Annotated in this window: 26 protein-coding genes; 11 read left to right on the plus strand and 15 right to left on the minus strand. The window is 68.2% G+C overall.

All coding sequences use genetic code 11. The features are described from left to right. Nucleotides 1–44 precede the first annotated feature (44 nt). The 6 genes from E0H75_RS37375 to E0H75_RS37390 form a co-directional block, all read right to left on the minus strand. Nucleotides 45–929, minus strand: a complete 885-nt coding sequence (locus E0H75_RS37375; protein WP_131518443.1) for a S1 family peptidase — start codon at nucleotides 927–929, stop codon at nucleotides 45–47. A 129-nt stretch (nucleotides 930–1,058) separates the two neighbouring features. Beyond that, complete coding sequence (locus E0H75_RS37380) at nucleotides 1,059–1,934, minus strand: S1 family peptidase (RefSeq protein WP_131518444.1); 876 nt, start codon at nucleotides 1,932–1,934, stop codon at nucleotides 1,059–1,061. Nucleotides 1,935–1,983: 49 nt separating this feature from the next. After that, nucleotides 1,984–2,427, minus strand: coding sequence for a hypothetical protein (locus E0H75_RS44400; RefSeq protein ID WP_238163503.1), 444 nt, complete (start codon nucleotides 2,425–2,427; stop codon nucleotides 1,984–1,986). Continuing rightward, nucleotides 2,373–2,711 carry a DUF7800 domain-containing protein gene (locus E0H75_RS44405; RefSeq protein WP_475009193.1) on the minus strand — a complete coding sequence of 113 codons (339 nt, stop codon included), beginning with the start codon at nucleotides 2,709–2,711 and terminating at the stop codon, nucleotides 2,373–2,375. Before E0H75_RS44405 ends, E0H75_RS44400 begins: the two co-directional genes overlap by 55 nt. Then, the gene (locus E0H75_RS44750; protein WP_272948961.1) at nucleotides 2,660–2,794 is read right to left on the minus strand and encodes a hypothetical protein; all 135 of its coding nucleotides are present in this window, start codon (nucleotides 2,792–2,794) and stop codon (nucleotides 2,660–2,662) included. Before E0H75_RS44750 ends, E0H75_RS44405 begins: the two co-directional genes overlap by 52 nt. A gap of 17 nt (nucleotides 2,795–2,811) precedes the next feature. Continuing rightward, nucleotides 2,812–3,396, minus strand: coding sequence for a TetR/AcrR family transcriptional regulator (locus E0H75_RS37390; RefSeq protein ID WP_131518445.1), 585 nt, complete (start codon nucleotides 3,394–3,396; stop codon nucleotides 2,812–2,814). Between the two features lie 85 nt (nucleotides 3,397–3,481). Between E0H75_RS37390 and E0H75_RS37395 the strand changes: the two genes are divergently transcribed. Both E0H75_RS37395 and E0H75_RS37400 read left to right on the plus strand, forming a co-directional pair. Further along, on the plus strand, nucleotides 3,482–4,633 hold the full coding sequence (locus E0H75_RS37395; protein WP_131518446.1) for an acyl-CoA dehydrogenase family protein: 1,152 nt from the start codon (nucleotides 3,482–3,484) through the stop codon (nucleotides 4,631–4,633). Beyond that, nucleotides 4,630–5,397 (plus strand): SDR family NAD(P)-dependent oxidoreductase, encoded by a 768-nt coding sequence (locus E0H75_RS37400; protein ID WP_131518447.1) that lies wholly within the window; start codon nucleotides 4,630–4,632, stop codon nucleotides 5,395–5,397. The genes E0H75_RS37395 and E0H75_RS37400 overlap by 4 nt, the downstream gene beginning before the upstream one ends. Here the strand turns inward: E0H75_RS37400 and E0H75_RS37405 are convergent, their stop codons facing one another. Next, the gene (locus E0H75_RS37405) at nucleotides 5,398–6,645 is read right to left on the minus strand and encodes a DUF4032 domain-containing protein (RefSeq protein WP_238163521.1); all 1,248 of its coding nucleotides are present in this window, start codon (nucleotides 6,643–6,645) and stop codon (nucleotides 5,398–5,400) included. A 67-nt stretch (nucleotides 6,646–6,712) separates the two neighbouring features. Between E0H75_RS37405 and E0H75_RS37410 the strand changes: the two genes are divergently transcribed. The 5 genes from E0H75_RS37410 to E0H75_RS37430 all read left to right on the plus strand — a co-directional run bounded on the left by E0H75_RS37410 (nucleotide 6,713) and on the right by E0H75_RS37430 (nucleotide 12,625). Beyond that, entirely contained in the window at nucleotides 6,713–7,705 is a 993-nt protein-coding gene (locus tag E0H75_RS37410; protein ID WP_131353083.1) for a LacI family DNA-binding transcriptional regulator, read from the plus strand. Between the two features lie 173 nt (nucleotides 7,706–7,878). Continuing rightward, nucleotides 7,879–9,252: an ABC transporter substrate-binding protein gene (locus E0H75_RS37415; protein WP_131518449.1), complete on the plus strand. Its 1,374-nt coding sequence runs from the start codon at nucleotides 7,879–7,881 to the stop codon at nucleotides 9,250–9,252. Nucleotides 9,253–9,422: 170 nt separating this feature from the next. After that, nucleotides 9,423–10,208, plus strand: coding sequence for a carbohydrate ABC transporter permease (locus tag E0H75_RS37420; protein WP_238163505.1), 786 nt, complete (start codon nucleotides 9,423–9,425; stop codon nucleotides 10,206–10,208). Further along, nucleotides 10,205–11,074 carry a carbohydrate ABC transporter permease gene (locus E0H75_RS37425; protein WP_131353081.1) on the plus strand — a complete coding sequence of 290 codons (870 nt, stop codon included), beginning with the start codon at nucleotides 10,205–10,207 and terminating at the stop codon, nucleotides 11,072–11,074. The genes E0H75_RS37420 and E0H75_RS37425 overlap by 4 nt, the downstream gene beginning before the upstream one ends. 9 nt (nucleotides 11,075–11,083) lie before the next feature. Beyond that, nucleotides 11,084–12,625 (plus strand): glycoside hydrolase family 13 protein, encoded by a 1,542-nt coding sequence (locus tag E0H75_RS37430; protein ID WP_131518450.1) that lies wholly within the window; start codon nucleotides 11,084–11,086, stop codon nucleotides 12,623–12,625. On the opposite strand, the gene E0H75_RS37435 is transcribed toward E0H75_RS37430, so the two are convergent. Genes E0H75_RS37435 through E0H75_RS37450 form a run of 4 tightly spaced genes read right to left on the minus strand, consistent with a single transcriptional unit; the run spans nucleotide 12,618 to nucleotide 16,402 of the window. Next, nucleotides 12,618–14,837, minus strand: coding sequence for a heavy metal translocating P-type ATPase (locus E0H75_RS37435; protein ID WP_131518451.1), 2,220 nt, complete (start codon nucleotides 14,835–14,837; stop codon nucleotides 12,618–12,620). The two genes, E0H75_RS37430 and E0H75_RS37435, sit on opposite strands and share 8 nt — an antisense overlap. 11 nt (nucleotides 14,838–14,848) lie before the next feature. Next, nucleotides 14,849–15,847 (minus strand): hypothetical protein, encoded by a 999-nt coding sequence (locus tag E0H75_RS37440; RefSeq protein ID WP_131518452.1) that lies wholly within the window; start codon nucleotides 15,845–15,847, stop codon nucleotides 14,849–14,851. Then, nucleotides 15,844–16,062: a heavy-metal-associated domain-containing protein gene (locus E0H75_RS37445; protein WP_131518453.1), complete on the minus strand. Its 219-nt coding sequence runs from the start codon at nucleotides 16,060–16,062 to the stop codon at nucleotides 15,844–15,846. The genes E0H75_RS37440 and E0H75_RS37445 overlap by 4 nt, the downstream gene beginning before the upstream one ends. 34 nt (nucleotides 16,063–16,096) lie before the next feature. Next, nucleotides 16,097–16,402, minus strand: coding sequence for a metal-sensitive transcriptional regulator (locus E0H75_RS37450; protein ID WP_131518454.1), 306 nt, complete (start codon nucleotides 16,400–16,402; stop codon nucleotides 16,097–16,099). Between the two features lie 174 nt (nucleotides 16,403–16,576). On the opposite strand from E0H75_RS37450, the gene E0H75_RS37455 reads away from it, so the two are divergent. Continuing rightward, the gene (locus tag E0H75_RS37455) at nucleotides 16,577–17,500 is read left to right on the plus strand and encodes an ABC transporter ATP-binding protein (protein ID WP_238163506.1); all 924 of its coding nucleotides are present in this window, start codon (nucleotides 16,577–16,579) and stop codon (nucleotides 17,498–17,500) included. Continuing rightward, nucleotides 17,500–18,492 (plus strand): ABC transporter permease subunit, encoded by a 993-nt coding sequence (locus tag E0H75_RS37460; RefSeq protein WP_131518455.1) that lies wholly within the window; start codon nucleotides 17,500–17,502, stop codon nucleotides 18,490–18,492. Before E0H75_RS37455 ends, E0H75_RS37460 begins: the two co-directional genes overlap by 1 nt. Here the strand turns inward: E0H75_RS37460 and E0H75_RS37465 are convergent. Then, the gene (locus tag E0H75_RS37465) at nucleotides 18,482–20,971 is read right to left on the minus strand and encodes a YfhO family protein (RefSeq protein WP_165554321.1); all 2,490 of its coding nucleotides are present in this window, start codon (nucleotides 20,969–20,971) and stop codon (nucleotides 18,482–18,484) included. The two genes, E0H75_RS37460 and E0H75_RS37465, sit on opposite strands and share 11 nt — an antisense overlap. 93 nt (nucleotides 20,972–21,064) lie before the next feature. Between E0H75_RS37465 and E0H75_RS37470 the strand changes: the two genes are divergently transcribed. Then, nucleotides 21,065–22,063 (plus strand): glycosyltransferase family 2 protein, encoded by a 999-nt coding sequence (locus E0H75_RS37470; protein ID WP_238163507.1) that lies wholly within the window; start codon nucleotides 21,065–21,067, stop codon nucleotides 22,061–22,063. A 9-nt stretch (nucleotides 22,064–22,072) separates the two neighbouring features. Here the strand turns inward: E0H75_RS37470 and E0H75_RS37475 are convergent, their stop codons facing one another. Continuing rightward, entirely contained in the window at nucleotides 22,073–23,152 is a 1,080-nt protein-coding gene (locus tag E0H75_RS37475) for an ABC transporter ATP-binding protein (protein WP_131353352.1), read from the minus strand. A 231-nt stretch (nucleotides 23,153–23,383) separates the two neighbouring features. Here E0H75_RS37475 and E0H75_RS37480 point away from each other — a divergent pair, with 231 nt between their 5' ends. After that, complete coding sequence (locus E0H75_RS37480; RefSeq protein ID WP_131518531.1) at nucleotides 23,384–24,403, plus strand: LacI family DNA-binding transcriptional regulator; 1,020 nt, start codon at nucleotides 23,384–23,386, stop codon at nucleotides 24,401–24,403. 116 nt (nucleotides 24,404–24,519) lie between these two features. Here E0H75_RS37480 and snpA read toward each other — a convergent pair whose 3' ends face one another. Together snpA and soxR are read right to left on the minus strand one after the other, a co-directional pair. After that, nucleotides 24,520–25,188 (minus strand): snapalysin, encoded by a 669-nt coding sequence (gene snpA, locus E0H75_RS37485; RefSeq protein ID WP_238163508.1) that lies wholly within the window; start codon nucleotides 25,186–25,188, stop codon nucleotides 24,520–24,522. A 303-nt stretch (nucleotides 25,189–25,491) separates the two neighbouring features. Next, a complete protein-coding gene (soxR, locus tag E0H75_RS37490) occupies nucleotides 25,492–25,965 on the minus strand; it encodes a redox-sensitive transcriptional activator SoxR (RefSeq protein WP_131518459.1) in 474 nt (157 codons plus the stop codon). Between the last annotated feature and the right edge of the window lie 2 nt (nucleotides 25,966–25,967).

Raw genomic sequence — 25,967 nt, forward strand, 5'->3', positions numbered from 1 at the left:
ACGCCCCGGACCGAGTGGTCCGGGGCGCTGTTGTTGTTGCAGGGTCAGTAGACGCTCACGCCGTAGCGGGAGAGCGCTTCGGTGACGGGCTGGAAGTACGTCGTCCCGCCGCTGCTGCAGTTGCCGGACCCGCCGGAGGTGAGACCGAGCGCCGTGGAACCGGCGAACAGCGCGCCGCCGGAGTCGCCGCCCTCGGCGCACACGTTGGTGCGGATGAGGCCGGTGACGGTGCCTTCGGCGTAGTTCACCGTGGCGTTCGTCGCGGTGACCGAGCCGCTGTGCACACCGGTGGTGCTACCGCTGCGCTTGACGGCCTGGCCGACGGACGCGTTGCCCGCGGTCGTGATGTCCTGGCTCGTGCCGTTGTACAGGTCGACCGTGCCGGGGTGGTTGGTGAACGACGTGCTGTACTTGACGATCGCGTAGTCGTTCCCGGGGAAGCTCGACCCGTAGGTGGTGCCGAGCAGCGTGGTGTGGCTCGAGTTCGAGTACCAGCTGGACGCGATGTTGCCGCAGTGACCGGCGGTCAGGAAGTAGTACGTGCTGCCACTGCGGACGTTGAAGCCGAGCGAGCAGCGGTACTGCCCGCCGTAGATCGCGTCACCGCCGGCGATGTACTTGGTCAGCTTGCCGGAGATCTTCTCCAGCGTGACCCGGTCGCCGAACTGCTTGGTGACCCCGGTGAGCGAGGACAGCTTGGCGCCGGTGACCGTGTCGTCGTACGAGACGATGATCCGGCCGTCCGGGTTGGTCTGCCAGGCCGTGCCCGGGATGGACGCGTCCTTGCTCAGCGTGGCGGTGATGGCGGTCGCCGACAGTGCCGACGGATTGATCGGGGCGGCGCTGGCCTGGGTGGCCAGCAGCCCGGCGGCGGCGAGCCCGGCGGCTGCCAGGATCGCGGCGGTACGGCGAAGCGGAGAGAATTTCACGGTTTCAGCCTCCTCACGATGAGGACGCGCTCGGGGCGGGTGCGTCCTTGACTTAAAACCGTGAGCAGTAGTACCCAGATCTATCCGTGAGTATTCGCCCGAATTCGGAGCGTGAGGGTAATCCTCCGCTCAGTACACCGCCACGCCGTACCGGGTGAGGGCCTCGACGACCGGCTGGAAGTAGCTGACGCCGCCCGAACTGCAGTCGCCGCTACCGCCGGAGAGCAGGCCGTAGGCGTACTGCCGGTAGAACAGCGGACCACCCGAGTCGCCCGGCTCCGAGCAGACGCTGGACCGGATCATCCCGGTCACCCGGCCCTCGGGGTAGTTCACCGTGACGTTGAGCCCGGTGACCGTGCCGTGCTGCAGTCCGGTGGTGCCGCCGGCGCGGTACACGTACTTGCCGAGGTTCGGGTTGACCGCCCGGCTGATGTCCTGCGACCGGCCGTTGTACAGGTTCACGCTGCCGCCGGGCCGCGGGATGTCGGTCCGGTAGACGATGAGTGAGTAGTCGTTCCCCGGGAAGCTGAAATGGTGCCGCGAGCCGAGCCGGGAGGTCTTGGCCGAGTTGTTGTACCAGGTCGCGGCCTCGGCGCCGCAGTGACCGGCTGTGAGCAGGTAGTAGATGCCCCGCCGGGAGACGTTGAAGCCGGCCGAGCACTTCACGTTGCCGCCGTAGATCGCGCTGCCGCCGCTGATCCGGGTGGTCAGCTTGCCGGGCAGCTTCGTCAGTACGACGCCCTCCCCGAGCTTCTTGGTCACGCCGGTCAGTGAGGTCAGCTTCGAGCCGGTGACGGTCGAGTCGTAGGACACCTCGACGGTGCCGTCCGGCCGGGTCATCCAGGTGGTGCCCGGGATCGAGACGTCCTCGTTCAGGGCAGAGGTGATCGCCGCGGCGGACAGTCGTGGCGGCTTGACCGGATCGGCCTTGGCAGGGAGTGCGGTCAGGGTCAGAGCGGTTACGGCGAGCGCAGCGGCTGCGCGCCGGACAGTGGAGGGTCGCATGGTCATCAGCCTTCCGTGGCGTGCGGTTCTGATGAGTTCATTGGCAGCTTCAGGACGTCAAACGCTTGGTTGAGTCTAGGCCGCCGCAGGTCACCGTGCGCCGCAACACCTGCATATCACTTCGCGACACTGCGTGATCGACATCGACGGCCCACGCCGCGCCGGACAGTGTCACCGTCATCGCCCCGTTCTCGAACCACGGTCCGTGCGACAGGCGCCAGTCCGCCGCCACATCCTGTACGCCGGCCGACCGTGCGAGCAGGTGCAGCAGGGCGGTCATCCACCGGGTGCCGAGGAGGTGGTTGCCCCACCTGATGTGCTGCGGCACCGGGTTCCGGAACGGCGACATGGTGAGCTGGCGGATCGCCGTACCCGGATGGTCGACGGTCGTGAGCTGGGCCTCGGCCACGTAGCTGCAGTGCACGTCGCCGGACAGCATCAGGATCGACGTCGCCGGATCCTCTCGCCGACCCGGGCGCCGCGCCGTCCCCACGCGCCGGACGAGACCGCCTCGTCCCATCCCTCCAGGTGGTGCAGTCCGGGCGCGAGCAGGAACGGCAGGGTCGAGGCCAGCAGGAGATGCCGGATCGGATGTGTCGCGCCGACCGTGTGGCGTCGTACCCACTCCCACTCGTGGGCGTCGACCATCGCCCGCTCGTCCGGATCGAGGTGCCGGGAGCAGCGCGATTCGATCGCGGCCGGCCACACCGTCCGGCCGTCCAGCTTCACCTCGTACGGCGTCGTGGAGTCCGGCTCGAGGCCCTCGATCCGGACCAGTGCGTAGTGGCGCCGTGCGCCGACCAGGTCCGGGCCGTGTGCCCGAGCACCTCGACCTCGGCCGGACCCAGCCTGAGTTCCATCCGGGCAACCTACAAGCTCAGTCCAATCGCAAGGAGTGCAGAACGAAGGACGCGAGTTCGCGGTAGGCCTCGGCGTCGTTGAGGCCGGTGCGGCGGGCGATGTCGCCGCGCTGGATGGCCTGCATGGTGTGCGCGACCATCTCGGCCGCGAACGCGATGTCGACCTGCCGGAAGATCTTGTTGTTGATGCCGTCCTCGATCAGCGACCGGACCCGGTCGGCCGCGATCCGGGTGTTCCGCTCGTACACCGACCGGGCCGGCGCGAACGTCGCGACGTCGTCCAGGAAGGTCCGGCTGGCCGGCCGGAGCGCGTCCGCGACCGCGTTCAGGTACGCCGCGATCCGCCGGTCGTGCCGGGTCTGCCGGGCGACCGCCGACTCGACCTGGGCGGTGGCATTCTTGAAGTAGTGCTTCACCACCTCGACGGCGAGCTGCTCCTTGCTCGGCGCGAGCGCGTACAGGGTTGTCTTGCTGCAGCGCAGCTCGGCGGCCAGGTCGTCCAGGGTGAACCGGCTGAAGCCCTGCTCGAGGAACAGGGTCAGGAGCCGGTCGAGCAGTTCGGACTGCCTGCGGGTACGGCGCCCCGGAACGACTGTTGTCATATCGAGACAGCATAGAACGATACGGAACTATGTGCTTCAGTATCGTTACGAGTATCATTTCGTCAGCCGTTGAGAGGGGTATCTGATGGCTGTCGATCGTCTCCTGCCGACCGAGGAATCCACCGATCTGCTCGCCCTGGTCCGTGACCTGTGCGTGCACGAACTCGCGCCGTACGCCGCTCAGGCGGAGGAGAGCGAGACCTTCCCGCGGGATGCGTTCCGCACACTCGGCAAGGCCGGTCTGCTCGGCCTGCCCTACCCGGAGCAGTACGGCGGCGCTGAGCAGCCGTACGAGGTGTACCTGCAGATGCTCGAGGAGGTCGCCGCCGCCTGGATGTCGGTCGGCGTCGGGGTGTCGGTGCACACGATGACCAGCTACGGGCTGGCCACCTTCGGCACCGAGGAGCAGCGGGCCCGGTTGCTGCCGGAGATGATCGGCGGCGAGATGCTCGGGGCGTATGCGCTGTCCGAGCCACAGGCCGGCTCCGACATCAGCGGGATGACCACGCGGGCAGTCCGCGACGGCGACTCCTACGTCCTGACCGGCACCAAGGCGTGGATCAGCCACGGCTCGCACGCCGACTTCTACACCACTTTCGCCCGTACGTCGGAGGACCCGAACCGCGGCATCTCCGCCTTCCACGTGCGAGCGTCCGCCGAGGGTCTCAGCTTCGGCGCGCCCGAGCGCAAGATGGGCCTGACCGGGTCGACCACCACGTTGGTCAACTACGACCAGGTCCGGATCCCGGCCGAGAACCTCATCGGCGCCGTGGGCGACGGGATGCGGATCGCCCTTTCCGCGCTCGACTCCGGCCGGCTCGGCATCGCCGCTTGCGCGGTTGGTCTGGCCCAGGCGGCGCTCGACGTCGCCGCGGCCTACGCGCTGGAGCGGCAGCAGTTCGGTCAGGCGATCGCGGACTTCCAGGGCGTCCAGTTCCTGCTTGCTGATATGGCCGCCGCGGTCGAGTCGGCCCGGGCGACGTACCTGCAGGCCGCACGTCGCCGCGACCTCGGCCGCCCGTTCACCCAGCAAGCCGCGATCGCCAAGCTGATCTGCACCGACACCGCGATGAAGGTCACCACCGACGCGGTCCAGGTGCTCGGTGGGTACGGTTACACCCGCGAGTTCCCGGCCGAGCGGTACATGCGCGAGGCCAAGGTCACCCAGATCTTCGAAGGAACCAACCAGATCCAGCGGCTGGTGATCAGCCGAGATCTCCTGAGGAGTGTTCGATGAAGCTTGGCCCGTCCGACGTCGCTCTGGTCACCGGTGGCGGTTCCGGTCTCGGTGAGGCGACGGTACGGCGGCTGGCCGCCGACGGAGCCGGCGTCGTGATCGTGGACCTGGCATCGTCTGCGGGCAAGGCGGTCGCCGACGAGCTGGGCGACCGGGTCGTGTTCGCCCCGGCCGACGTCACCGACGAGGCGGCCGTGACGGCAGCCCTGGACGCGGCCGCCGAGCTCGGCATCCTGCGGGTGGTCGTCAACTGCGCCGGCATCGCCACGCCGGGCCGGGTCGTCGGCCGGAAGGGTCCGTTGCCGCTGGCAACGTTCCGGCAGGTCATCGAGGTGAACCTGATCGGCACCTTCAACGTGCTCCGGCTGGCCGCCGAGCGGATGATCGCGCAACCGCCTGGCGAGGACGGTGACCGGGGTGTCGTGCTGATGACCGCGTCCATCGCGGCGTACGACGGTCAGGTCGGGCAGGCGGCGTACGCGGCCAGCAAGGGCGGCATCGTCGGCCTCACGCTGACCGCGGCCAGAGACCTTGCAGACAAGGGGATCCGGGTCGTCACCATCGCCCCTGGCACCATGGAGACACCGATGCTGGCGGGCCTCCCGGAGGAGACCCGCACGGTGCTCGAGCAGCAGGTCCCGCACCCGTCCCGGCTCGGCCGCCCGGCCGAGTACGCCGCTCTGGCCGCTCACATCATCGACAACCAGATGCTCAACGGCGAGGTCATCCGGCTGGATGGCGCACTGCGGATGCCTCCGCGCTGATCACTCCGGTTCGGTCAGAGTCGGGCTGGGCAGCGCGAGCTTCTCATCCGGCTTGGCGGCCAGTACGTCCTCCACGTACGAGCGGGCGGCTTCCATCGTGTCGATCTCGTGGCCGGCCTGCTCGGACAGGAACCAGCGGTGCTCGAGCACCTCGTGGAACACCTCGGCCGGCTCGAGCTTGCGGTTCAGGTCGCGCGGAACTGTGCGGACCACCGGCTCGAACACCGTGGTCAGCCATTGGTGCGCGACGATCTCCTCGTCCTCGTTCTGCTGGTCGGTCGCGGCGGCGAACGCGTCCAGGTCGTTCAGCAGCCGGCGGGCCTGGTTCTCCTCGACGTCCAGGCCGGTCAGGCGCAGCAGCCGGCGCGAGTGATGGCCGGCGTCGACGACCTTCGGCTGGATCCGGACCTGGCTGCCGTCCCAGTCGGTGATGATGTCGATCTCGGCGACGTCGAAGCCGAGCTCGTTCAGCCGCCGGATCCGCGAGTCCAGCCGGTGCATCTCGTCGGTGGTGAACTCCTCCGGTGCGGTCAGCTCGGCCCACAGCGCCTCGTACCGCTTCTGGATCGACTCGACGGTCTCCTGCGGATCGATGTCCGGGTCGAGCAGCCCGCCCTCCTGCAGGTCGAGCAGTTCGCCGAACAGGTTGATCTCCGCGGTGTAGAGGTCGTGCGCGCGCTGGCCGTTGGAGATGTCCTGGTGCAACTCGCCGGTCTCGGCGTCCACCAGGTACGCCGCGAACGCGCCGGCGTCACGGCGGAACAAGGTGTTGGACAGCGAGCAGTCGCCCCAGAAGAACCCGAGCAGGTGCAGCCGGACGATCAGCGCGACCAGGGCGTCGATCAGCCGGTTCACCGTGTCCGGCCGCAGCGTGCTGGAGAACAAGGCGCGGTAGGGCAGCGAGAACTGCAGGTGCCGGGTGATCAGGATCGAGTCGATCGGCTCACCGTTGCGGTCCAGCCGGTCGGTGATCACGCCGACGGGCTCGACCGAGGGCGACTCCAGCCGTTCCAGGTCGCGCAGCAGCCGGTACTCGTGCAGCGCCAGGTGCTCCATCACCTCTTTGATCGCGTACACGCTGCCGTTGACCCGGACGAACCGGACCACGTGCCGCGAGATACCGCGCGGCAGCGCGACCAGCTGGTCCTCGGGCCAGTCCTCCAGGGGCACGTCCCACGGAAGCGACAGCAGACCGGTGTCGGGGCGGGTAGCGACGAATCGGGGCACGGCTCCAAGTCTGTCAGGAATCCTGAGAGTTCAGCGAGGTACGCAAGCTATTGCAAGAACTTGCGTGATCAGGCGTAGAGTTTGCGTTATGACACGACGACTTGCAGAGGTGGCCAAGAAGGTCGGCGTCAGCGAAGCCACCGTGAGCCGGGTCCTGAACGGGAAGCCCGGAGTGTCCGAGGCGACTCGGGAAGCGGTGCTCACCGCCCTCGATGTCCTGGGGTACGAGCGCCCCACGCAGCTGCGCGGCGACCGGGCCCGGCTGGTCGGGCTGGTGCTGCCGGAGTTGCAGAACCCGATCTTCCCGGCGTTCGCCGAGGTCGTCGGTGGTGCGCTGGCGCAGCAAGGTTTCACCTCCTTGCTCTGCACCCGCACGGTCGGCGGCGTGTCCGAGGCCGACTACGTCGATCTGCTCCTGCAGCAGCAGGTGTCCGGGGTGGTGTTCGCCGGCGGCTTCTACGCCCAGGCCGACGCACCGCACGCGCACTACGAGCTGATCCAGGAGCGCAAGCTGCCGACCGTCCTCGTCAACGCGGCGGTCGACCACCTCGGCTTCCCGCAGGTGTCCTCGGACGACTTCGTCGCCGCCGAGATGGCGCTCGGGCACCTGCGCGCGCTCGGCCACCGCCGGATCGGCATGGTGCTAGGGCCGCGGGACCACATCCCGTCGCGGCGCAAGCTGGACGCGTTCCTGGCCGCGGACGAGGCGGACATGGAACTGGTCGAGCACACGATGTTCTCGCTCGAGGGTGGGCACGCGGCCGCGACCCGGCTGGTCAACAACGGCGTCACCGGCATCGTCTGCGCCAGCGACATCCTCGCGCTCGGCGCGATCCGAGCGGTCCGCCGGGCCGGCCTGTCCGTCCCCGACGAGGTCTCGGTGATCGGGTACGACGACTCCGCGATGATGAACTGCACCGACCCGCCACTGACCACTGTCCGGCAGCCGATCGACGCGATGGGCCGGGCCGCCGTCGACATGCTGGTCGCCTTGATCGAACGCGCCGCCGTGCCTGCCGACGAGTTGCTGTTCGAGCCGGAACTGGTCGTCCGGGCTTCCACAGCGCGCGCCAGGATCTGACCTACCACCCCTCCGCAGCCGCTGACCGGTCTCCGGTCGGCGGCTGCTGTCGTCCGCCCTGCGCGAGCCACCTTCCCATCTGAAGTCACGTTTTTGCAATCTTCTATTTGACTATTGCGCAGTGGTGTCGAGTTGCCTACGGTGTCCGCAAGATCGAGGGAGAGGGTGGATCGATGAGGACAACGCGGCGCGGGCTCAGCCTGCTGCTGGTCGCGGGACTCGGGCTGGTGGCCGCGTCCTGCGGGTCGGGGGACGACGAACCGAGTGCTCAGGCATCAGCGAGCAGCGACGGCCCGGTGACGATCACGGTCGGCTGCCAGCCGCCGAAGAGCAATCCGAAGGAGCGGGAAGGCTGGGACGCCGACGTGGCCGCGTTCCAGCAGCAGCACCCGAACATCACCATCCAGAGCAGGGACGCGTTCCCCTGCATCAACCCGGACACCTTCCAGGCGAAGCTGGCCGGCGGCAGTCAGGAGGACGTGTTCTACGTCTACTACACCGACGTGCAGAAGATCATCAAGGCCAAGCAGGCCGCCGACATCAGCCAGTACGTCGGTGACGTCAAGGCGGTCAATGATCTCCGGCCGGACGTGATGGGCGTGTTCAAGGACGGCGACAAGACCTACGGGCTGCCGCGCAACAACTACAACATGGGTCTTGTCTACAACCGCAAGCTGTTCACCCAGGCCGGCCTGAACCCGGACAGCCCGCCGAAAACGTGGGGCGAGGTGCAGGAGGCGGCGAAGAAGATCGCCGGGCTCGGCGCCGGGTACGTCGGCTTCGGTGAGTACTCCGCAGGCAACACCGGCGGCTGGCACTTCGCCGCCTCGCTGTACGCACGGGGCGGGTCGATGGTCAGCGACGACGGCAAGACCGCCGCGTTCAACAGCGCCGAAGGCAAGGCGGTGCTGGAGAACCTCAAGCAGATGCGCTGGAACGACAACTCGATGGGCAGCAAGCAGCTCCTCCAGTGGGAGGACCTGATGCGGATGATGGGTTCCGGCAAGCTCGGCATGATGATCGGCGCGCCGGATGTCGTGCAGGGCGTGAACAACGACTTCCAGGGCAAGTTCGAGGACTACGGCGTCACCGCCGTACCGGAGTCCGAGGGCAAGGCGTCGCTGAGCGGTGGCGACGGCTACATGTTCAATCCGAAGGCCACGCCGGAGAAGATCAAGGCCGGGCTGCTGTGGCTGAACTTCCACGAGCTGACACCGGGACAGGGACAGTTCAACTACGCGCGGGCGAAGGAGCAGGGGCGTCCGGTCGGGCTGCCGATCCCGGACCTGTACGGCGACTCCGGGCCGGGTAAGCAGATCGTCGACCTGCGCAAGCAGTACGCGACGGTCCCGGTCGACCACTTCTCGCCGTACGTCGCGGCGCAGTCGACCATCACCAACAAGCTCGAGCCGCCGAAGGCGCAGGAGCTGTACGCCGTCCTGGACGTGGCGATGTCCGCCGTACTCACCCGGAAGGACGCCGACATCGACAAACTCCTGTCCGACGCGGAAGGCAAAGCCAACAAGATCCTGGCCAAGAACACCTGATGGCAGTCACCGAAGAGCAGGTGCGCCGCCCCCGGTTGGAGGGGGCGGCGGACCCGCGACCTGACGACGATCACGGTGGCGCGCTGCGCCGGGCCTTCGGTCGGAATCTGACTGCTTACGGGTTCTTGTGTGCGGCTTTGATCTGTTTCGCCTTGTTTTCCTGGTATCCGATGGTTCGGGAGGTGGTGCTCAGTTTTCAGGAGAACAACTTCGTCGACCCGGGGAAGTGGGTCGGGTTCGACAACTTCCGCACCGTGATCGAGGATCCGGCGTTCCGGTCCGCGTGGCTGAACACCGCCGCGTTCAGCGGTCTCGCCCTCGTCATCGGGTACGCCGTACCGTTCGTGCTGGCCGTCGTACTCAACGAACTCAGGCACGCGAAGGCCTACCTGCGGTTCGTCGTCTACCTCCCGGTGATGCTGCCGCCGGCCGTCGCCGTACTGCTGTTCAAGTGGTTCTACGACCCAGGCTCAGGTCTGTTCAACCAGATCCTCGACGTCTTCCACCTCCCGCCGCTGAGCTGGCTGGACTCCACCAGTACGGCGCTCGTGAGCCTGGTGCTGGTGTCCACCTGGATGAACCTCGGCACCGGAACCTTGATCTACCTCGCCGCGCTGCAAAGCATCCCGGGTGACCTGTACGAGTCGGCGGAGCTGGATGGAGCCGGCCTGTTCCGGCGGGTGTGGCACGTGACGATCCCGCAGACCAAGCTGATCCTGCTGGTGATGTTGCTGCTGCAGGTCGTCGCGACCATGCAGGTGTTCATCGAGCCGTACCTGCTGACCGGCGGCGGCCCGGAGAACGCGACCGTCACGGTCGCCTACCTGATGTACCAGTACGCCTTCAACTTCGGCGACTTCGGTGGCGGCGGTGCACTCGGCCTGATGCTGATGCTCGTCCTGCTGGTGTTCTCCACGATCTATCTGCGCGTGTCCCGCGAGGAGGAGGCCCAGTGAGGACCCTGGTGTCGCCGCTCGCGCTGCGGACCCCGCGCGGCCGGCTGATCTACTGGACGATCCTGACGGTCGTCGTGGTCGGCTTCACCGGCGCGTTCGTGTTCCCGCTGTACTGGATGGTGACCGGCGCGCTCAAGTCCCCGGACGAGCTGGCCCAGATCCCGCCCAGCTTCTTCCCGAAGTCGTTCGATCTCGGGGTGTACGCCGATGCCTGGGAACAGCTGCAACTAGGTGTCTTCCTGAAGAACACCGCCCTGTACGCCGGTGGCGCGTGGCTGTTCACGCTCGCCGTCGACGTCACCGCGGCGTACGCGCTGTCGAAGCTCCGGCCGTTCTTCGGCAAGCTGATCCTCGGCGCGATGCTGGCCACGCTGATGATCCCGCCGATGGTCCTGCTGCTGCCGACGTACCTGGTGGCCAAGGATCTGCCGATCTTCCACCTGGATCTGCTCAACACGCCCTGGGCGATTTGGTTGCCGGCGGCAGCGAACGGCTTCTTCGTGTTCCTGCTGAAGCGGTTCTTCGACTCGATCCCGCGCGAACTGCTGGAGGCGGCGGAGATCGACGGCGCCTCACCGTTGCGGATCCTGTGGTCGATCGTGCTGCCGGTGTCGCGGCCGATCCTCGGTGTGGTGTCGATCCTGTCCGTCGTGACGGTCTGGAAGGACTTCGTCTGGCCGCTGCTGGTGCTGCCGGAGACGGACAAGATGTCGATCAGCGTCGGCATCGCGTCGCTGTCCGCGCAGATGCCGCAGAACGTGCTGATCGCGTCGCTGGTGATCGCCAGCCTGCCGACGATCCTGGTCTTCTTCGTCTTCCAACGAAGCATCATGGCGGGTCTGACCGCCGGAAGTCTCAAAGGATAAGGGGATTCGATGGCTGACGAGTGGTGGCGCGATGCGGCGATCTACCAGGTGTACCTGCGCAGTTTCGCCGACGGCAACGGTGACGGGATCGGCGATCTGGCCGGTCTGCGCGAGCGGCTGCCGTACCTGGCCGAGCTCGGCGTGGACGCGATCTGGCTGAACCCGTGGTACCCGTCCCCGATGGCCGACGGCGGGTACGACGTCGCCGACTACCGCGCGATCGATCCAGCCTTCGGTACGCTCGAGGAGGCCGAGGCGTACATCGCGGAGGCGCACGCGCTGAACATCCGCACGATCATCGACATCGTTCCGAACCACGGATCCGATCAGCAGGACTGGTTCGTCCAGGCGTTGCAGGCCGGTCCAGGCTCGCCCGAGCGGGAGCGGTTCCTGTTCCGCTCCGGCCGCGGTGAGCTGCCGCCCAACGACTGGCAGTCGATCTTCAACGGCCCCGCCTGGACACAGGTGGAGGACGGTGAGTGGTACCTGCACCTGTTCGCCCCGGAGCAACCGGACTTCAACTGGCGCAACCCAGAGGTGGTCGACGAGTTCCACGCGATCCTGCGGTTCTGGCTGGACCGGGGCGTGGACGGGATCCGGATCGACAGCGCCGCCGTACTGTTCAAGGACCTGGACAGCGTCGAGGAGTCGTACACCGACCACGACGAGGTGCACGACGTGTACCGCGGCTGGCGCCAGGTCACCGACTCGTACGAAGGCCGGTTCCTGGTCGGCGAGATGTGGATGCCGGACCAGGAGCGGTTCGCGCTGTACCTGCGTCCGGACGAGATGCACACCGCGTTCAACTTCGACTTCCTGTCCCGGCCGTGGCAGGCGGACGAACTGAAGTCGTCGATCGACCTGACGCTGACCACGCACGTCCCGATCGGAGCCCCGCCGACCTGGGTGTTGTCCAACCACGACGTCACCCGCCCGGTGACGAAGTACGGGCGTCCGGACACGTCGTTCTCGCATCAGGACCGCAAGCACGGGATGCGCACGGACCTCGTCCTCGGTGAACGGCGTGCCCGCGCCGCGGCCCTGCTCGCGATGGCCCTGCCGGGTGCGGTGTACGTCTACCAGGGCGAAGAGCTCGGTCTGCCGGAGGTCGAGAACCTGCCTGACGAACTGCTCCAGGACCCGATCTTCGCGCGTTCCGGCGGGACCGACCGCGGCCGGGATGGTTGCCGAGTGCCCCTACCGTGGTCGGGCAAGGAGCCGCCGTTCGGCTTCGGCACCGGTACGCCGTGGCTCCCGCAACCCACCGACTGGAAGAACCTCACCGTCGAGTCCCAGCACGACGACCAGAACTCGATGCTCACCCTCTACCGCACCGGCCTGGCACTCCGCCGTACCTGCCTCGGCGACGGCACCCTCACCTGGCTCGACTCGCCACCTGGTGTGCTCGCATTCCAGCGGGAGAACCTGACCTGCGTCACCAATCTGACGGCCGACCCGGCCGACCTGCCGCCGCACGAGGAGGTGCTGCTGACCAGCACCCCACTGGACGACGGCAGGCTGCCGAGCGACAGCACAGCCTGGATCAGGTGAGGGGGCGGAATCGCCGCAGTCGCAGGCTGTTCGAGACGACGAAGACCGAGCTGAAGGCCATCGCCGCGCCGGCCAGCATCGGGTTGAGCAGTCCGGCGGCGGCCAGCGGAAGTGCCGCCACGTTGTAGGCGAAGGCCCAGAACAGGTTGCCCTTGATCGTGCGCAACGTGCTGCGGGACAGGCGGATGGCGTCCGCCGCCGCGCGCAGGTCGCCGCGGACCAGGGTCAGGTCGCTGGCCTCGATCGCCACGTCGGTCCCGGTGCCCATGCTCAGGCCGAGGTCGGCCTGGGCCAGGGCAGCGGCGTCGTTGACGCCGTCACCGATCATCGCGACGACCCTGCCCTCGCCCTGCAACTGCTTGACCGCGTCGACCTTGCCGGCCGGCAGTACCTCGACGATCACCTCGTCGATGCCGACCTCCGCCGCGACCTTCTGCGCCACTGCCTCGTTGTCGCCGGTCAGCAGCACCGGCCGCAGCCCCAGCGCCTTCAGTTGGCCGATGGCCTGTGCTGACGTGGGTTTCACCGTGTCCGCAACCACCAGGACTGCTCGCGCCTCGCCGTCCCAACCGACTGCGACCGCCGTACTGCCCTCGGCCTCGGCGTGGTCCTTCGCATGCGCGAGGTCGTCGGGCAGGTACTGGCTCCACTCCTCCAGCAGCCGCGTGCGGCCGACCAGAATGGCGTGGCCGTCGACGATGCCCTGGACCCCAAGGCCCTCGACGTTCCCGAAGTCCTCGACGTCGGGCAGCTGACCGAGCTCGGCCTGGGCACCGCGGGCGATGGCCTGTGCGATCGGGTGCTCACTCGAGTGCTCCAACGCCCCGGCCAGACGCAGTACGTCGGCCCGCTCCTGCCCAGGAGTCAGCAGTACGTCGATCAGCTCCATCCGGCCCGTGGTCACGGTGCCGGTCTTGTCCAGGACGACGGTGTCGACGCGGCGAGTGGACTCGAGCACCTCCGGACCTTTGATCAGGATGCCCAGCTGCGCACCGCGGCCGGTGCCGACCATCAGCGCGGTCGGCGTGGCCAGCCCGAGCGCACACGGGCAAGCGATGATGAGTACGGCGACCGCGGCGGTGAACGCCACCTCGACCGGGGAACCGTTGCCGAGCCAGAAGCCCATCGTCGTCAGCGACAGCCCGATCACGATCGGCACGAAGAACCCGGACACCTTGTCGGCCAGCCGCTGGACCTCGGCCTTCCCGTTCTGCGCGTCCTCGACCAGTCGCGCCATCTGCGCCAGCTGCGTGTCGGCGCCGACCCGGGTGGCCCGGACGATCAGCCGGCCGCCGGCGTTCACGGTGGCGCCGACGACCGCGTCACCCGCGCTGACCTCGACCGGGACGGACTCGCCCGTCAGCATCGACGCGTCGACCGCGCTGCTGCCGGTCACGATCACGCCGTCGGTGGCGATCTTCTCGCCGGGCCGGACGACGAATTCGTCCCCGACGGCCAGCTGGTCGGCCGGGATCCGCACCTCGGCACCGTTCCGCAGTACGGCGACGTCCTTCGCGCCCAGCTCCAGCAGCGCTTTCAGGGCAGCGCCGGACCGGCGCTTGGCGCGGGCCTCGAAGTACCGCCCGGCCAGGATGAACGTGGTCACCGCGGTGACGACCTCGAGGTAGATCTCCTCGGCGCCGGTGCCGCGGGACGGGATCAGCGTGAACGGCATCGTCATGCCCGGCTCACCGGCAGAGCCGAGGAACAGCGCGTACAGCGACCAGAGGAACGCGCTGACCACGCCCAGCGAGATCAGCGTGTCCATGGTGGTGGCGCCGTGCCGCAGGTTGGTCCAGGCGGCCTTGTGGAACGGCCAGGCCGCCCACGTCGCCACCGGGAACGCCAGCGTCAGCGATGCCCATTGCCAGTAGTCGAACTGCAGCGCCGGGATCATCCCGAACGCGATCACCGGCACCGCCAGCACGATGCTGGCGATCAGCCGCTCGCGCAGCGGCTTCAGCTCGTCCGGCTCGTCCTCGTGGCCATCGGCAACCGCAGGGGCCGGGAGCGTCGCGGTGTAGCCGGTCTTCTCCACGGTGGCGACCAGGTCGTCGGTGGTGATGCCGGCCGGGTACGTCACCTTCGCCTTCTCGGTGGCGTAGTTGACGGTCGCGGTGACGCCGTCCATCCGGTTCAGCTTCTTCTCCACCCGGGCGGCGCACGAGGCGCACGTCATGCCACCGATGATGAGTTCGACGGAATCACTCATGGCAAGCCTCCTCAGTGGCCGTGCGGGGTCTCTTCGTGCCCCGGGGTGGTCGTGGTGGTCGTGGGGGTCGGCACCGGCGTCGGCGGCACGATCCTGGTCCCGTCCGGGCCGACCGTCACGGTGAACTCGGCGGTGTGTACGGCGCCCGCGTGCTGGAAGTCCAGGAACAGGCTGTACGTCGCGGCGGTCGGGAAGGTGGTGCCGAAGGTGATCTCCGGTCCGCCCTTCATCCCCGGCTCGGCGTGCTGTGCCGGGTGGTTGTGCAGGTAGGCGAGGTCGCCGCTGCGCAGTGAGACCAGGTGCCCGAAGGCGCCCAGGTACGGCTGCAGGTCCGTGACCGGCTTGCCGCCCCGGCTGACCCGGAACGTCAGCTCGGATTCCTTCCCCGCGACCGGAGTGCCTGACAGCGTCACGTCGTACCCGTGGAAGCTGTAGATGCTCGCCGGCTCGCTCAGCGGGACTGGGATGTAGAGACCGGAGACGTTGACGTCGGTGCCGAGCGTCAGGCCGCGGTCCAGTCCGGCGGGCTGGAAGTCGGCGTACAGCCGCCAAGTACCGCCGGCGGTGAAGGTGAACGGCACGCTCCACGTCCCGCTCGCGTCCCTGGTCGGGTGTACGTGGTGGAAGCCCGACAGGTCACGCCGGACCACGATCAGGTGCAGGTCCTTCTCGTGGGTCTTCGTGTACTGCGTGACCGGCTTGCCGTCCGGGCCCTGGATCGTGAAGCGCAGTTGGGTCTTCGCGCCGGACTGGTAGAACGTCGTCGCCGGCGCGAACGTGTAACCGGCGTCGGACACCGCCAGCCCGGGCAGCTGCCCGGAGGCATCGTGTCCGGCGCCGTGTCCTGAGGTCTGCTCCATGCCGCCCATTTCCTCTCCATGGGCCGGAGCCGCAGGGGTGTCGGCCGCCGCGATCGGGTCGACCGCGGAGCCGATCGCGTACGCCGCCCCGAAGGCGAGCGCCAGCGCACCGGCGAACGCGCCGAGCCGGAGCGCGACGGCCCGGCTCACGACGCCGCCAGTTCGTAACCCGCCTCGTCGACGGCCTCGCGCACGGCGGCGTCGTCGAGCGCGGACTCACTCGTCACGTGCACCGCGGAGGTGCCACCCGCGACGAGGTCGATGCTGACCTCTTTCACGCCGGCCAGCTTGCTGAGCTCCTCGGTGACCGCCGTGGTGCAGTGGCCGCAGGTCATCCCGGAGACGGAGTAGGTCGTGGTGGTCATAGCGGTGCTCCTCGCTCGAATGCGTTCAGGTGTGTCAGCTGCGGACCAGGCGGGCGATCGCGTCGGAGGCCTCGCGGACCTTCTCCTCGGCCTCGGCGCCACCCTTCTGCGCGGCCTCGACCACGCAGTGCGACAGGTGCTCGTCGAGCAGCTCGAGTGAGAAGGACTGCAGTGCCTTCGTCGCGGCCGACACCTGGGTGAGGATGTCGATGCAGTACTTGTCCTCCTCGACCATCCGCTGCAGGCCGCGGATCTGGCCCTCGATCCGCCGCAGCCGCTTCAGGTGGCTGCTCTTCTCGGCGGTGTATCCGTGCACAGGAGCGTCGGCGTCGGTGGTCATCTCAGGTTCCTCCAGCGGTCCGCGGCTACCCCTTGGGGGTATGTCGACAGGCATGAAGTTACCCCCTTGGGGTATCGAATGCAAGTCATCAGCGAATACGGGCGGGGGGTATCACGTGGAGTAGTCCGGCAACAAATCTGTCACGCTGTGCGTCTGCCACCAGACGAGAGGGGCATGATGCCGGAACTGGCGATCAGTACGCGCGGTCTGCGCAAGACCTACCGGACCCGGCTGGGCCGGAAGGTCGTCGCTGTCCAGGGTCTCGACCTGGACGTGCCGGCCGGGGGAGTGCACGGCTTCCTCGGGCCGAACGGTTCGGGCAAGACCACGTCGATCCGGATGCTGCTCGGCCTGATCCGCGCTGACGCGGGGACGATGACGGTGTTCGGTCGCCGCGTACCGGCCCAGTTGCCGGAGGTGGTCGGCCGGGTCGGTGCGATCGTCGAGTCGCCCAAGTTCTTCCCGGCGTTCACTGGTGAGAAGAACCTGCAACTGCTCGCCGAGGCGATCGGCGTACCCCGCCGGCGGGTCGGTGAGGTGCTCGAGCAGACGTCGCTCGCGGAGCGCGGTGACGACCGGTTCCGCTCGTACTCGCTGGGCATGAAGCAGCGGCTGGCGATCGCGGCCACGCTGCTCAAGGAACCCGATCTACTGATCTTCGACGAGCCGACGAACGGCCTCGATCCGGCCGGCATCCGGGAGATCCGCGAGACCATGCGCGGACTCGGCAACCAGGGCCGGACGGTGCTGGTCAGCAGCCACATCCTCGCCGAGGTCGAGCAGGTCGCCGACACCGTGTCGATCATCGGCCACGGCCGGCTGCTGTCCTCCGGCACGGTCGCGGAGGTGATCGGCGGCGGTACGGCGACCACCGTCAAGGTTGCCGTCGACAACCACGAGGCGGCGACCCGGATCCTCGCCGCGGCAGGGATGGCGGTGCGGGCCGACGGCAACTATCTGCTGGTGGACGGCGCCGGGCAACCGGCCGAGATCACGCGCCGGCTGGCGCATCAGGAGCTGTACGTGTCCGAACTCGTCCCGGTCCGCGCGGACCTCGAGTCCGTCTTCCTCGAGCTGACCGCGGAGGAGAAGATCTGATGGTCCGTCTCACCACCGTCGAGTTGCACCGGCTGGTCGCCCGGCGGATGACCGTCATCGGAGTGGTCGGCCTCCTGCTGATCACCCTGCTGCTGTTGTTCGCGACCTGGCTGGAGGCGCGGCCGTCGTCGGCGGTAGAGCAGCGCGCGGCCCAGTCGCAGTACGAGATCGCCCATCAGCAGTGGGTGGACGGCCACGTGGCGAACGAGGCCGCGTGCAACGAGCAGTGGGAGAAGCAGCCTGATCCGAAGCCCAAGCGCGAGGACATGTGCAGCTACCCCGAGCCTCGGCCGGAGGAGTTCGGCAAGCCGCCGGCGGTGTTCGCCGAGCTGATGCCCGACCTGCTGCACGGCGTGTCGTACCTGTTGCTGTTCGCCGCGTTCCTGCTGGGCGCGAGCTTCGTCGCGGCCGAGTTCAGTACTGGTGCCATCGGCAACTGGCTCACCTTCGAACCGCGGCGGCTACGGGTCTACGGCAGCAAGCTGCTGGCGGCCGCGATCGGGCTCGTGCCGGTGGCGGTCGTCGTCCTCGGTGTCCTGGTGGTCGGCACCTACCTGATCGTCGACCAGCTCGGCAGTACCGCGACCACGACCGGCAAGGTCTGGGGTGATCTGCTCGCGACCGCCGGGCGAGCCGTCGTACTGACCGCTCTGGGTGCGGCTCTCGGCGGGGTGATCGGCCTGCTGCTGCGGCACACCGCGGCCGCGATCGGTCTGGCGATGGGCTACCTGGTCCTGGTCGAGGCGATCTTCGGCAACCTGCTGAACAAGGTCCAGCCGTGGCTGGTGAGGCTGAACTTCGAAGCGTTCATCCGCCACGACACGACGTACTACGTCAACCAGTGCTCGTCGACGAGCGACGGCGGCTACCTGTGCAACAGCGTCGTGAAGACGCTGACGTTCGAGCGGGGTGCGTGGTACCTGGGCATCCTCGCGGTCGTCCTGGTGGTCTTCGGCGCTGCGGTCTTCCACCGCCGCGACATCAACTCCTGAGCCGCCGCATCCGCCCGAACAGCGCCACACCGACAGCGATCGCAACGGCGACCGCGGCCAGTGCCAGACCGCGCCGCAGACCGGGAGGCGTGTAGCTGCACTCGATCCGGTCGGCCGAGTCGCCGAGTGGTACGGCGATCAGGCCGCCGAAGTCCCGTGGGGTCTTGGCCGCGCCGTCCCCGGTGGAGCAGCTCCAACCCGGCAGCTTCGGTACGGCGACGACGGCGTACCCCTGGCTGCCCGCCGGGAGGGTCGCGCTGATCGAGTGACCGCCCGCCTCGACGTCCGTCGCCCCGGTGGAGCGCAACGTCTCGACGGCCTTCGCGAGCGCGGCTTCGTCGAGGCAGCCGATCGCACCCCGGGGCGCGATGCCGCGCTTCGCGTTCCCAAGGAACTTGACCTCCACGGACACCGCACCGGAGGCCGGCGTGGTGCCGAGGCCGACCACCCCGCTGTTCGTGGTCACGCCTGGCCGGCGGCTCGCGAGCAGAGGCGTCCAGGTGTCGTCACCGGTCTGCCGCACCTGTCCGACCGTGTGCGGCAGATTCAGGAAGACCTTGGAGCCCGGGAGGCACTGGCCGACGAGCACGACGTTTCCGCCGCCGGGCATCCGGCTGCCCTTGTACGCCGGCACCTGGTACACCTGGGTCCCGAGCAGCCGGTCCTGGGCGACGAAGACGTTCGGCGCCTGGGTCATGCCGAGCCGGCGCCGGACCGTGACGAGCGGCGGCACGGTGGCACGGGTGAACTCCGGGTCGCCGCCCTTCAGGTGCATCCGGGCCCCGACCGAGAAGATCGCGTCGACCACCGGGTTGTCCAGGTCGCGGTTGGCCCTGCCGTAGCCGGTCCAGCCGAAGCCGATATCGGTCAGCGTCTCGTTCAGCGAGTGCGGCAGCAGGCTGCTGTAGAGACCCGGGCCCTGCCCACCGAGCAACACCGGGTCGTTCGGGGTCACCGTGGTCCCCGGATCCGTCCGGTACGACGGCCAGTCGCCGGCTGCCTCGAGCGCGTCGAGCCGCTGGGTCTGCCGCTCGTTCCAGGGGCGCAGCGACGCGCTGAGGATCTCCTTGCGCTGCGCGTCCGTCACCACCGCCGACCAGGTGGTCTCCACCCCGACGACGGCCAGCACGAGCGCGAAGGCCGCGGCGACCGGCCATTTCGACCGTTTCAGCGAGGGTGAGCGTCGTACCGCCCAGATGATCGTGAGCGCTGCAACGGTGACGACGCCGGAGACGATCAGCAGGCTCACCGCGTGCTCGGTCAGGTACGGGCTCCCGTCCGACAGCACCGCGATCACGGCGACCAGGGCGCCGCCGCCGAGCAGTGCGATCGGCCCGGGCAGGCGGTACGCCACCGACAACCAGCCCATGACCACGATCAGGCCGCACAGGACGAACGCCTCGCGGTACTGGCTGCCGTTCGGCGTGTCGAAGCCGTGCCACATCGCCTGCGTCGGCGCCCACCAGAACGACAGGGTGACCAGGACGGTCGTGATCACCCAGACCAGCTTGGTGCGGATCGGCACCGCCCGGTTGAACGGCAGGGTGCAGGCGAGCAGCAGCGCGACCGTTCCGACGTACAGGCTGGCTGTCCGGCCGACGCCCTCGGACAGCGGGAGCAGGCGGGAGAGGAACTCGCTCCATTCGTTCGGCGTGAAGATCCCGGGCGGCGACGGCGTTGCGTCCCCGTTGGCCATCAGGACCGGGAGCAGGATGGGCCCCGACAGGGCGATCCCGAGAACGAACGAGATTCCGTGCCGGACGACGACGCGCAGCCGGTCCACCCAGCGCAAGTCGCTGGTCAGCACCCGGGCGATGAGATAGATTCCGCCGGCGATGGTGGCCATGTAGGCGGTGTAGAAGTTGGAAACCCAGAAGACCCCGACCACCAGCACGCTGAGCAGGCGGTTGGTCCGGCGGAGTGACCACTCGGCGACCAGGAAGAACAGCGGCAGGGCGATCAGACCGTCCAACCACATCGGCACGTATGCGCCGTCGTCGATGGCCCAGCCGCAGACGCCGTACGAAGCTCCGAGAATTGCTGCAACCCAACGGGGTCCTCGATGCATCTTGATGAGTAGCACCGCCATCGCGGCGGCGGCGAGGCTCAGCTTGAGGACGGTGATGACGTAGACGGCCAGATCGATCTGGTCGCGCGGGAACAGCCCCACCAGCAACGACAGGGGGCTGCCCAGGACGACGCCGTAGTCGCCGAGGAAGCCGACGCCGAAGCCGCTCTGCCAGTTGAAGAACAGGTCGCCCTGTGCGCGGCCGTGCAGGACGTCCCAGAGATGGGCGAAGAATGGGATGTACTGCGTGCCAAGATCATTGGTGCTGCGGGACACTGAACCGAAGGGATAGGTACCGCGGATGACTCCGGAGGCGGCGAACACCGCCGCCACCACTAGCCCGGCCACCAGCGCCGCTCTGCCCGCCTGGGCAGGCCGGTCCTGCACCCCCGCGCCTTGCTCCGATCCCACTACCCGCCCCTTTGCTCGTTCGCCCCGGCGTGCAAAGCTAACGCCTAGTTCAGGTCTAGACAAGAATCGCGTCGGCGCGGGCGGGTGGGATCGATGAGAACGACGATGCGACTGAGTCTGGTCGTACCATGCTTCAACGAGGCCGAGGTGATCGCCAAATTCCACCAGGCCCTGAGCCGGGAACTGACCGCCACCGGCCGTCCGTACGAGATCGTGTACGTCGACGACGGTAGCGCGGACGGGACCCTGGACGCGCTGGTCGAGCTGGCCGCCACCGACGAGTCGGTGCGCTACCTGTCCTTCAGCCGGAACTTCGGCAAGGAGGCCGCGATGCTGGCCGGCCTGCGCTACGCCAGCGGCGACGCCGTGGTGATCATGGACGCGGACCTGCAGCACCCGCCGGAGCTGGTCGGCCGGATGCTGGAGCACTACGAGCGCGGTTTCGACCAGGTGATCGCGCGGCGGACCCGGGTCGGCGACCCGGCCACCCGGACGCTGTTCGCCCGGACGTACTACTGGCTGATCAACCGCTGGGCCGACGTCGAGCTGATGGACGGGGTCGGCGACTTCCGGCTGCTGTCGCGGCGCGCGGTGGACGGGCTGCTGGAGCTGGGCGAGTACAACCGGTTCTCCAAGGGGCTGTTCGCCTGGATCGGGTTCGAGTCGATCCTGTTCGAGTACGAGAACGTGAAGCAGACCGACCGGAAGAGCCGGTGGACGTTCCGGCGGCTGCTCGAGTACGGGCTGGACGGGCTGCTGTCGTTCAACAACAAGCCGCTGCGACTGGCGATCTACGTCGGTGGAGTGCTTACCGCGATCGCGGCCGCCTACGCGGTCTGGGTGATCGTGGTGGCCGCCCTGAACGGGGTGAAGATGCCGGGGTACGTCACACTGATCGCGGCCATCACCGGACTCGGCGGGCTGCAGATGGTGATGCTCGGGGTGATCGGCGAGTACATCGGCCGGATCTACTACGAGACCAAGCAGCGCCCGCACTACCTGCTCAAGCAGACCAACATGGACCCGGCCGACCGTCTGGACAAGACACCGGCCCCGGGTGGCAGAGCCACCCGGGGCCGGCGTGTGATGTAGAGCCGAGGATCAGGCGGTCAGCCGCTCCTCGGTCGAGGTCGAGAACAGGTGCAGCTTGTCCGGCACCGCCGCGAGGCGGATCGTCGAACCCTTCTCGACCGGCATCCGGGCGTCGATCCGGGCGACGATCTGCTGGTGTTCGTTGTTGTGCTCCGCGGTGCCGTACAGGTACGCGTCGGCGCCGAGCTCCTCGACCACGGCGACCTTGACCGGCAGGCCGTTGTCGGCGACCTTGAAGGCCTCCGGACGGACACCGATGGTCAGGGTCTTGTCGCTGCCGGCCTTCGACAGGATGTTGCGCTCGATCGGGATCACGTAGTCCCCGACCTTCGCGCCGCTCTCGGTGATGTCCGCCTCGAGCAGGTTCATCGCGGGCGAGCCGATGAAGCCGGCCACGAACTTGTTCTTCGGGGCGTCGTACAGGTTCAGCGGGGTGTCGACCTGCTGGAGCAGGCCGTCCTTCAGTACGGCGACCCGGTCGCCCATCGTCATGGCCTCGACCTGGTCGTGGGTGACGTAGACGGTGGTGACACCGAGGCGCTGCTGCAGCTCGGCGATCTGGGTACGGGTCTGGACCCGCAGCTTGGCGTCGAGGTTCGACAGCGGCTCGTCCATCAGGAAGACCTGCGGGTTACGCACGATCGCGCGGCCCATCGCGACACGCTGACGCTGACCACCGGACAGCGCCTTCGGCTTGCGGTCCAGGTACTCCTCCAGGCCGAGCAGCTTCGCGGCTTCCATCACCCGCTTGGCCCGGTCCTCCTTGGAGACACCCTGCATCTTCAGCGCGAAGCCCATGTTGTCCGAGACGGACATGTGCGGGTAGAGCGCGTAGTTCTGGAACACCATCGCGATGTCGCGCTCTTTCGGCGGACGGTGCGTGACGTCGCGGTCGCCGATGTAGATGGAGCCCTCGTTGACCTCTTCGAGGCCGGCGAGCATCCGGAGCGAGGTGGACTTGCCGCAACCCGACGGGCCGACGAGCACCATGAACTCGCCGTCCTCGATCTCGAGGTTGAGCTTGTCGACCGCGGGGGTGTCGGAGCCGGGGTAGACCCGGGTTGCCGATTTGAACGACACAGTGGCCATGACGATTTACATCCCTTCACCGGCAGGAACGTGCCGGACGATCCGAGTAAAGGCCCCCGGGCGGGGGTTCGCTTATCCTCGCCCGCCCCGCTCGTCCTGACAAGGTGTACGGCGTGTGAGGTGCCCGTACTGTTCACGTTGTGGACACTTCCGCGCATCCTGCAAGTTCTTGCAGGATCTTGCTGCAAGATCAGCGGCGGGCTGGGTACAGTTCCGGGCGTGAGCAGCAGCGTGAACGGGAGGGCCCGGCTGGCGGACATCGCGGCCAAGGCGGGGGTCAGTGAGGCGACGGTCTCGCGGGTACTGAACGGAAAACCGGGGGTCGCGGAGGACACCAAACAGTCGGTGCTGACCGCACTCGACGTACTCGGGTTCGAACGGCCGACCCGGTTGCGGCGCCGGTCAGCCGGACTGATCGGGCTGGTGATGCCGGAGTTGATCAACCCGATCTTCCCGGCGTTCGCCCAGGTGATCGAGTCGGCGCTGTCCCAGCGCGGCTTCACCCCGGTGCTGTGCACGCAGTCCCCGTCGGGCGCGACGGAGGAGGAGTACGTCGAGATGCTGCTGGAGCGCGGCGTCTCCGGGATCATCTTCGTCTCCGGTCTGCACGCGGACACCGGCGCGGACCACGCGCGGTACCAGTCGCTGGTCGACCGGCGGCTGCCGGTGGTGTTCATGAACGGCTGGCTGCCCGGGGTGGAGGCGCCGTTCGTCTCGTCCGACGAGTACGCCGCGATGGAGCTGGCGGTCACCCATTTGGTTGCCCTCGGCCACCGTCGGATCGGGTTCGCGTCCGGGCCGGAGCGGTTCATCGTGGTGCAGCGCAAGCTGGCCGGCTACCGGACCGCGATGAAGGCCCAGCTCGGGTTGTCCGACGACGAGCTGGATCCGATGGTCGCGTTGAGCATGTTCGGGGTCGAGGGGGGCGCCGCGGCCGCTCAGCAACTCATGGACGCCGGCGTCAGTGCGGTCATCTGCGGCTCCGACATGATGGCGCTCGGCGTGATCCGGGTTGCCCGTCAGCAGGGCCTCTCTGTTCCCGGCGACATCTCGGTGGTCGGCTACGACGACGCCCCGATGATGGAGTTCACCGATCCTCCGATGACGACCATTCGCCAACCGGTCCAGGCGATGGGGCTCGCGGCCGTCCAGTCTCTGCTGGAAGAAGTTCGTGGCCACGCGACCCCCCACACCGAGTTCCTGTTCCGTCCCGAGCTAGTGGTCCGCGGTACGACGGGTCCCGCCCGCTGACGGCGAGGCGGCCTGCCCGGGCATCGGGGCGGGCTGCCCGGGCAGACCGGAATGACTCCGGCCCGGCCGCCCCCTGCCGGACGGTCGAGCCGGAGAACCGGATCAGTCGAGGTTGATCACTTGGCGACGTGGAATGCCGCGTTGGGCAGGCTGGTGATGCCGTTCGCCCAGAGCGAGTTCACCCGCGAACGCTCGGTCGAGTCCGGGTAGGGGTTGGTGCAGGACGGGCCGGGGCCGCCGCCGGACATCAGCTCGGAGCACGGGCCGGTGTAGTGGTCCGGCAGGCCGAGCACGTGGCCGGTTTCGTGGGCGGTGATCCGGGTCGGGTCGTACTCCTGGGCCTGGGCGTAGTCGAGGAACACGTAGCCGCTGCCGTGCCCGTCGGTGGACGCGTACGAGCCGCGTGGGTCGTTGCCCTCGGTGTAGTAGAAGTCGTAGTTGCTGCCCTCGACCAGTTGGACGTTGCTGACCGAGGAGTTCCAGATCTGCGTGCTCGAGTTGATCTGCGACTGGAAGGTCGGCGCGTCGACGGCGTACGTGACAGTGACCGCGGTCACCTTCCGGCCGGACTTGGCCTGCTGGGCCAGCTTGGCGCGAGCTGACTTCATCACCGCGTCGTAGAAGGCCTTGGTGGCGGCCTCGTCCTGCGGCGAACCGACGTACGCCGCCCGGGTCGCGGCGGTGGAGGCGGACGGGTTGGAGGCGGGAGCCGACGCAGTGGGGGACGCGGCGGCGAAGGCGGGGATGGCGAGTGCGGCGGCGGCGAGCCCCGCTAACGAACTCAAGACACGGCGATGCGACATGAGAGGGCCTCACTCCGGATATCTGTGGCGGATAGCGACCAGCGGGTTACTGTTCGCTACCCCCGGATGCTGCCAAGACTCCGGAAATTCCGCACCGGATCGCCCCAAACTCGGGGGTTAACCCGCGAGTGACGTCGACGGTCGTATGTCACCCATAACACCCCACCTATGTCCCCGGGCCGCGCCGGTGCCTGATCGGAAACTTTTCGTCTCCTGGCGGCACTTTGTTTTCCGATGATCGCTTCATCCCGAGTGCGGCCGGCTTCATGGCCGGGGTACGGCTGGTTACTCGCCGGGGATGCCGACGTTGAGGATGCGGGCGCCGGGGCCGCGTTCGGCCAGGCGGTCGGCCTTGTTGTAGAGGTTGCAGCGCTGCAGGCTGAGGCAGCCGCAGCCGATGCAGCTGTCCAGGTCGTCGCGCAGCCGCTCGAGCTCGGAGATCCGCTCGTCGAGCCGGCCGCGCCAGGTCTTGGACAGCCGGCTCCAGTCCGAGCGGGTCGGGGTCCGGTCCTCGGGCAACGAATCGAGCGCCCCCTTGATCTCGGACAGTGCCAGCCCGACCCGCTGGGCGGCCTGCACGAAGGCGATCCGCCGCAACGTGTTCCGCTGGTACTGCCGCTGGTTGCCGGCCGTCCGCCGGGAGGTGATCAGGCCCTGGTCCTCGTAGAACCGCAACGCCGACGCCGCTACTCCGGACCGATGTGCAATCTCCCCGATGGAGAGCCAGTGCTCCTTGCTGGGGACGTTCTCCTGCGCCATAC

The organism is Kribbella capetownensis, from assembly GCF_004331485.1.
Taxonomy (GTDB): Bacteria; Actinomycetota; Actinomycetes; order Propionibacteriales; family Kribbellaceae; genus Kribbella; species Kribbella capetownensis.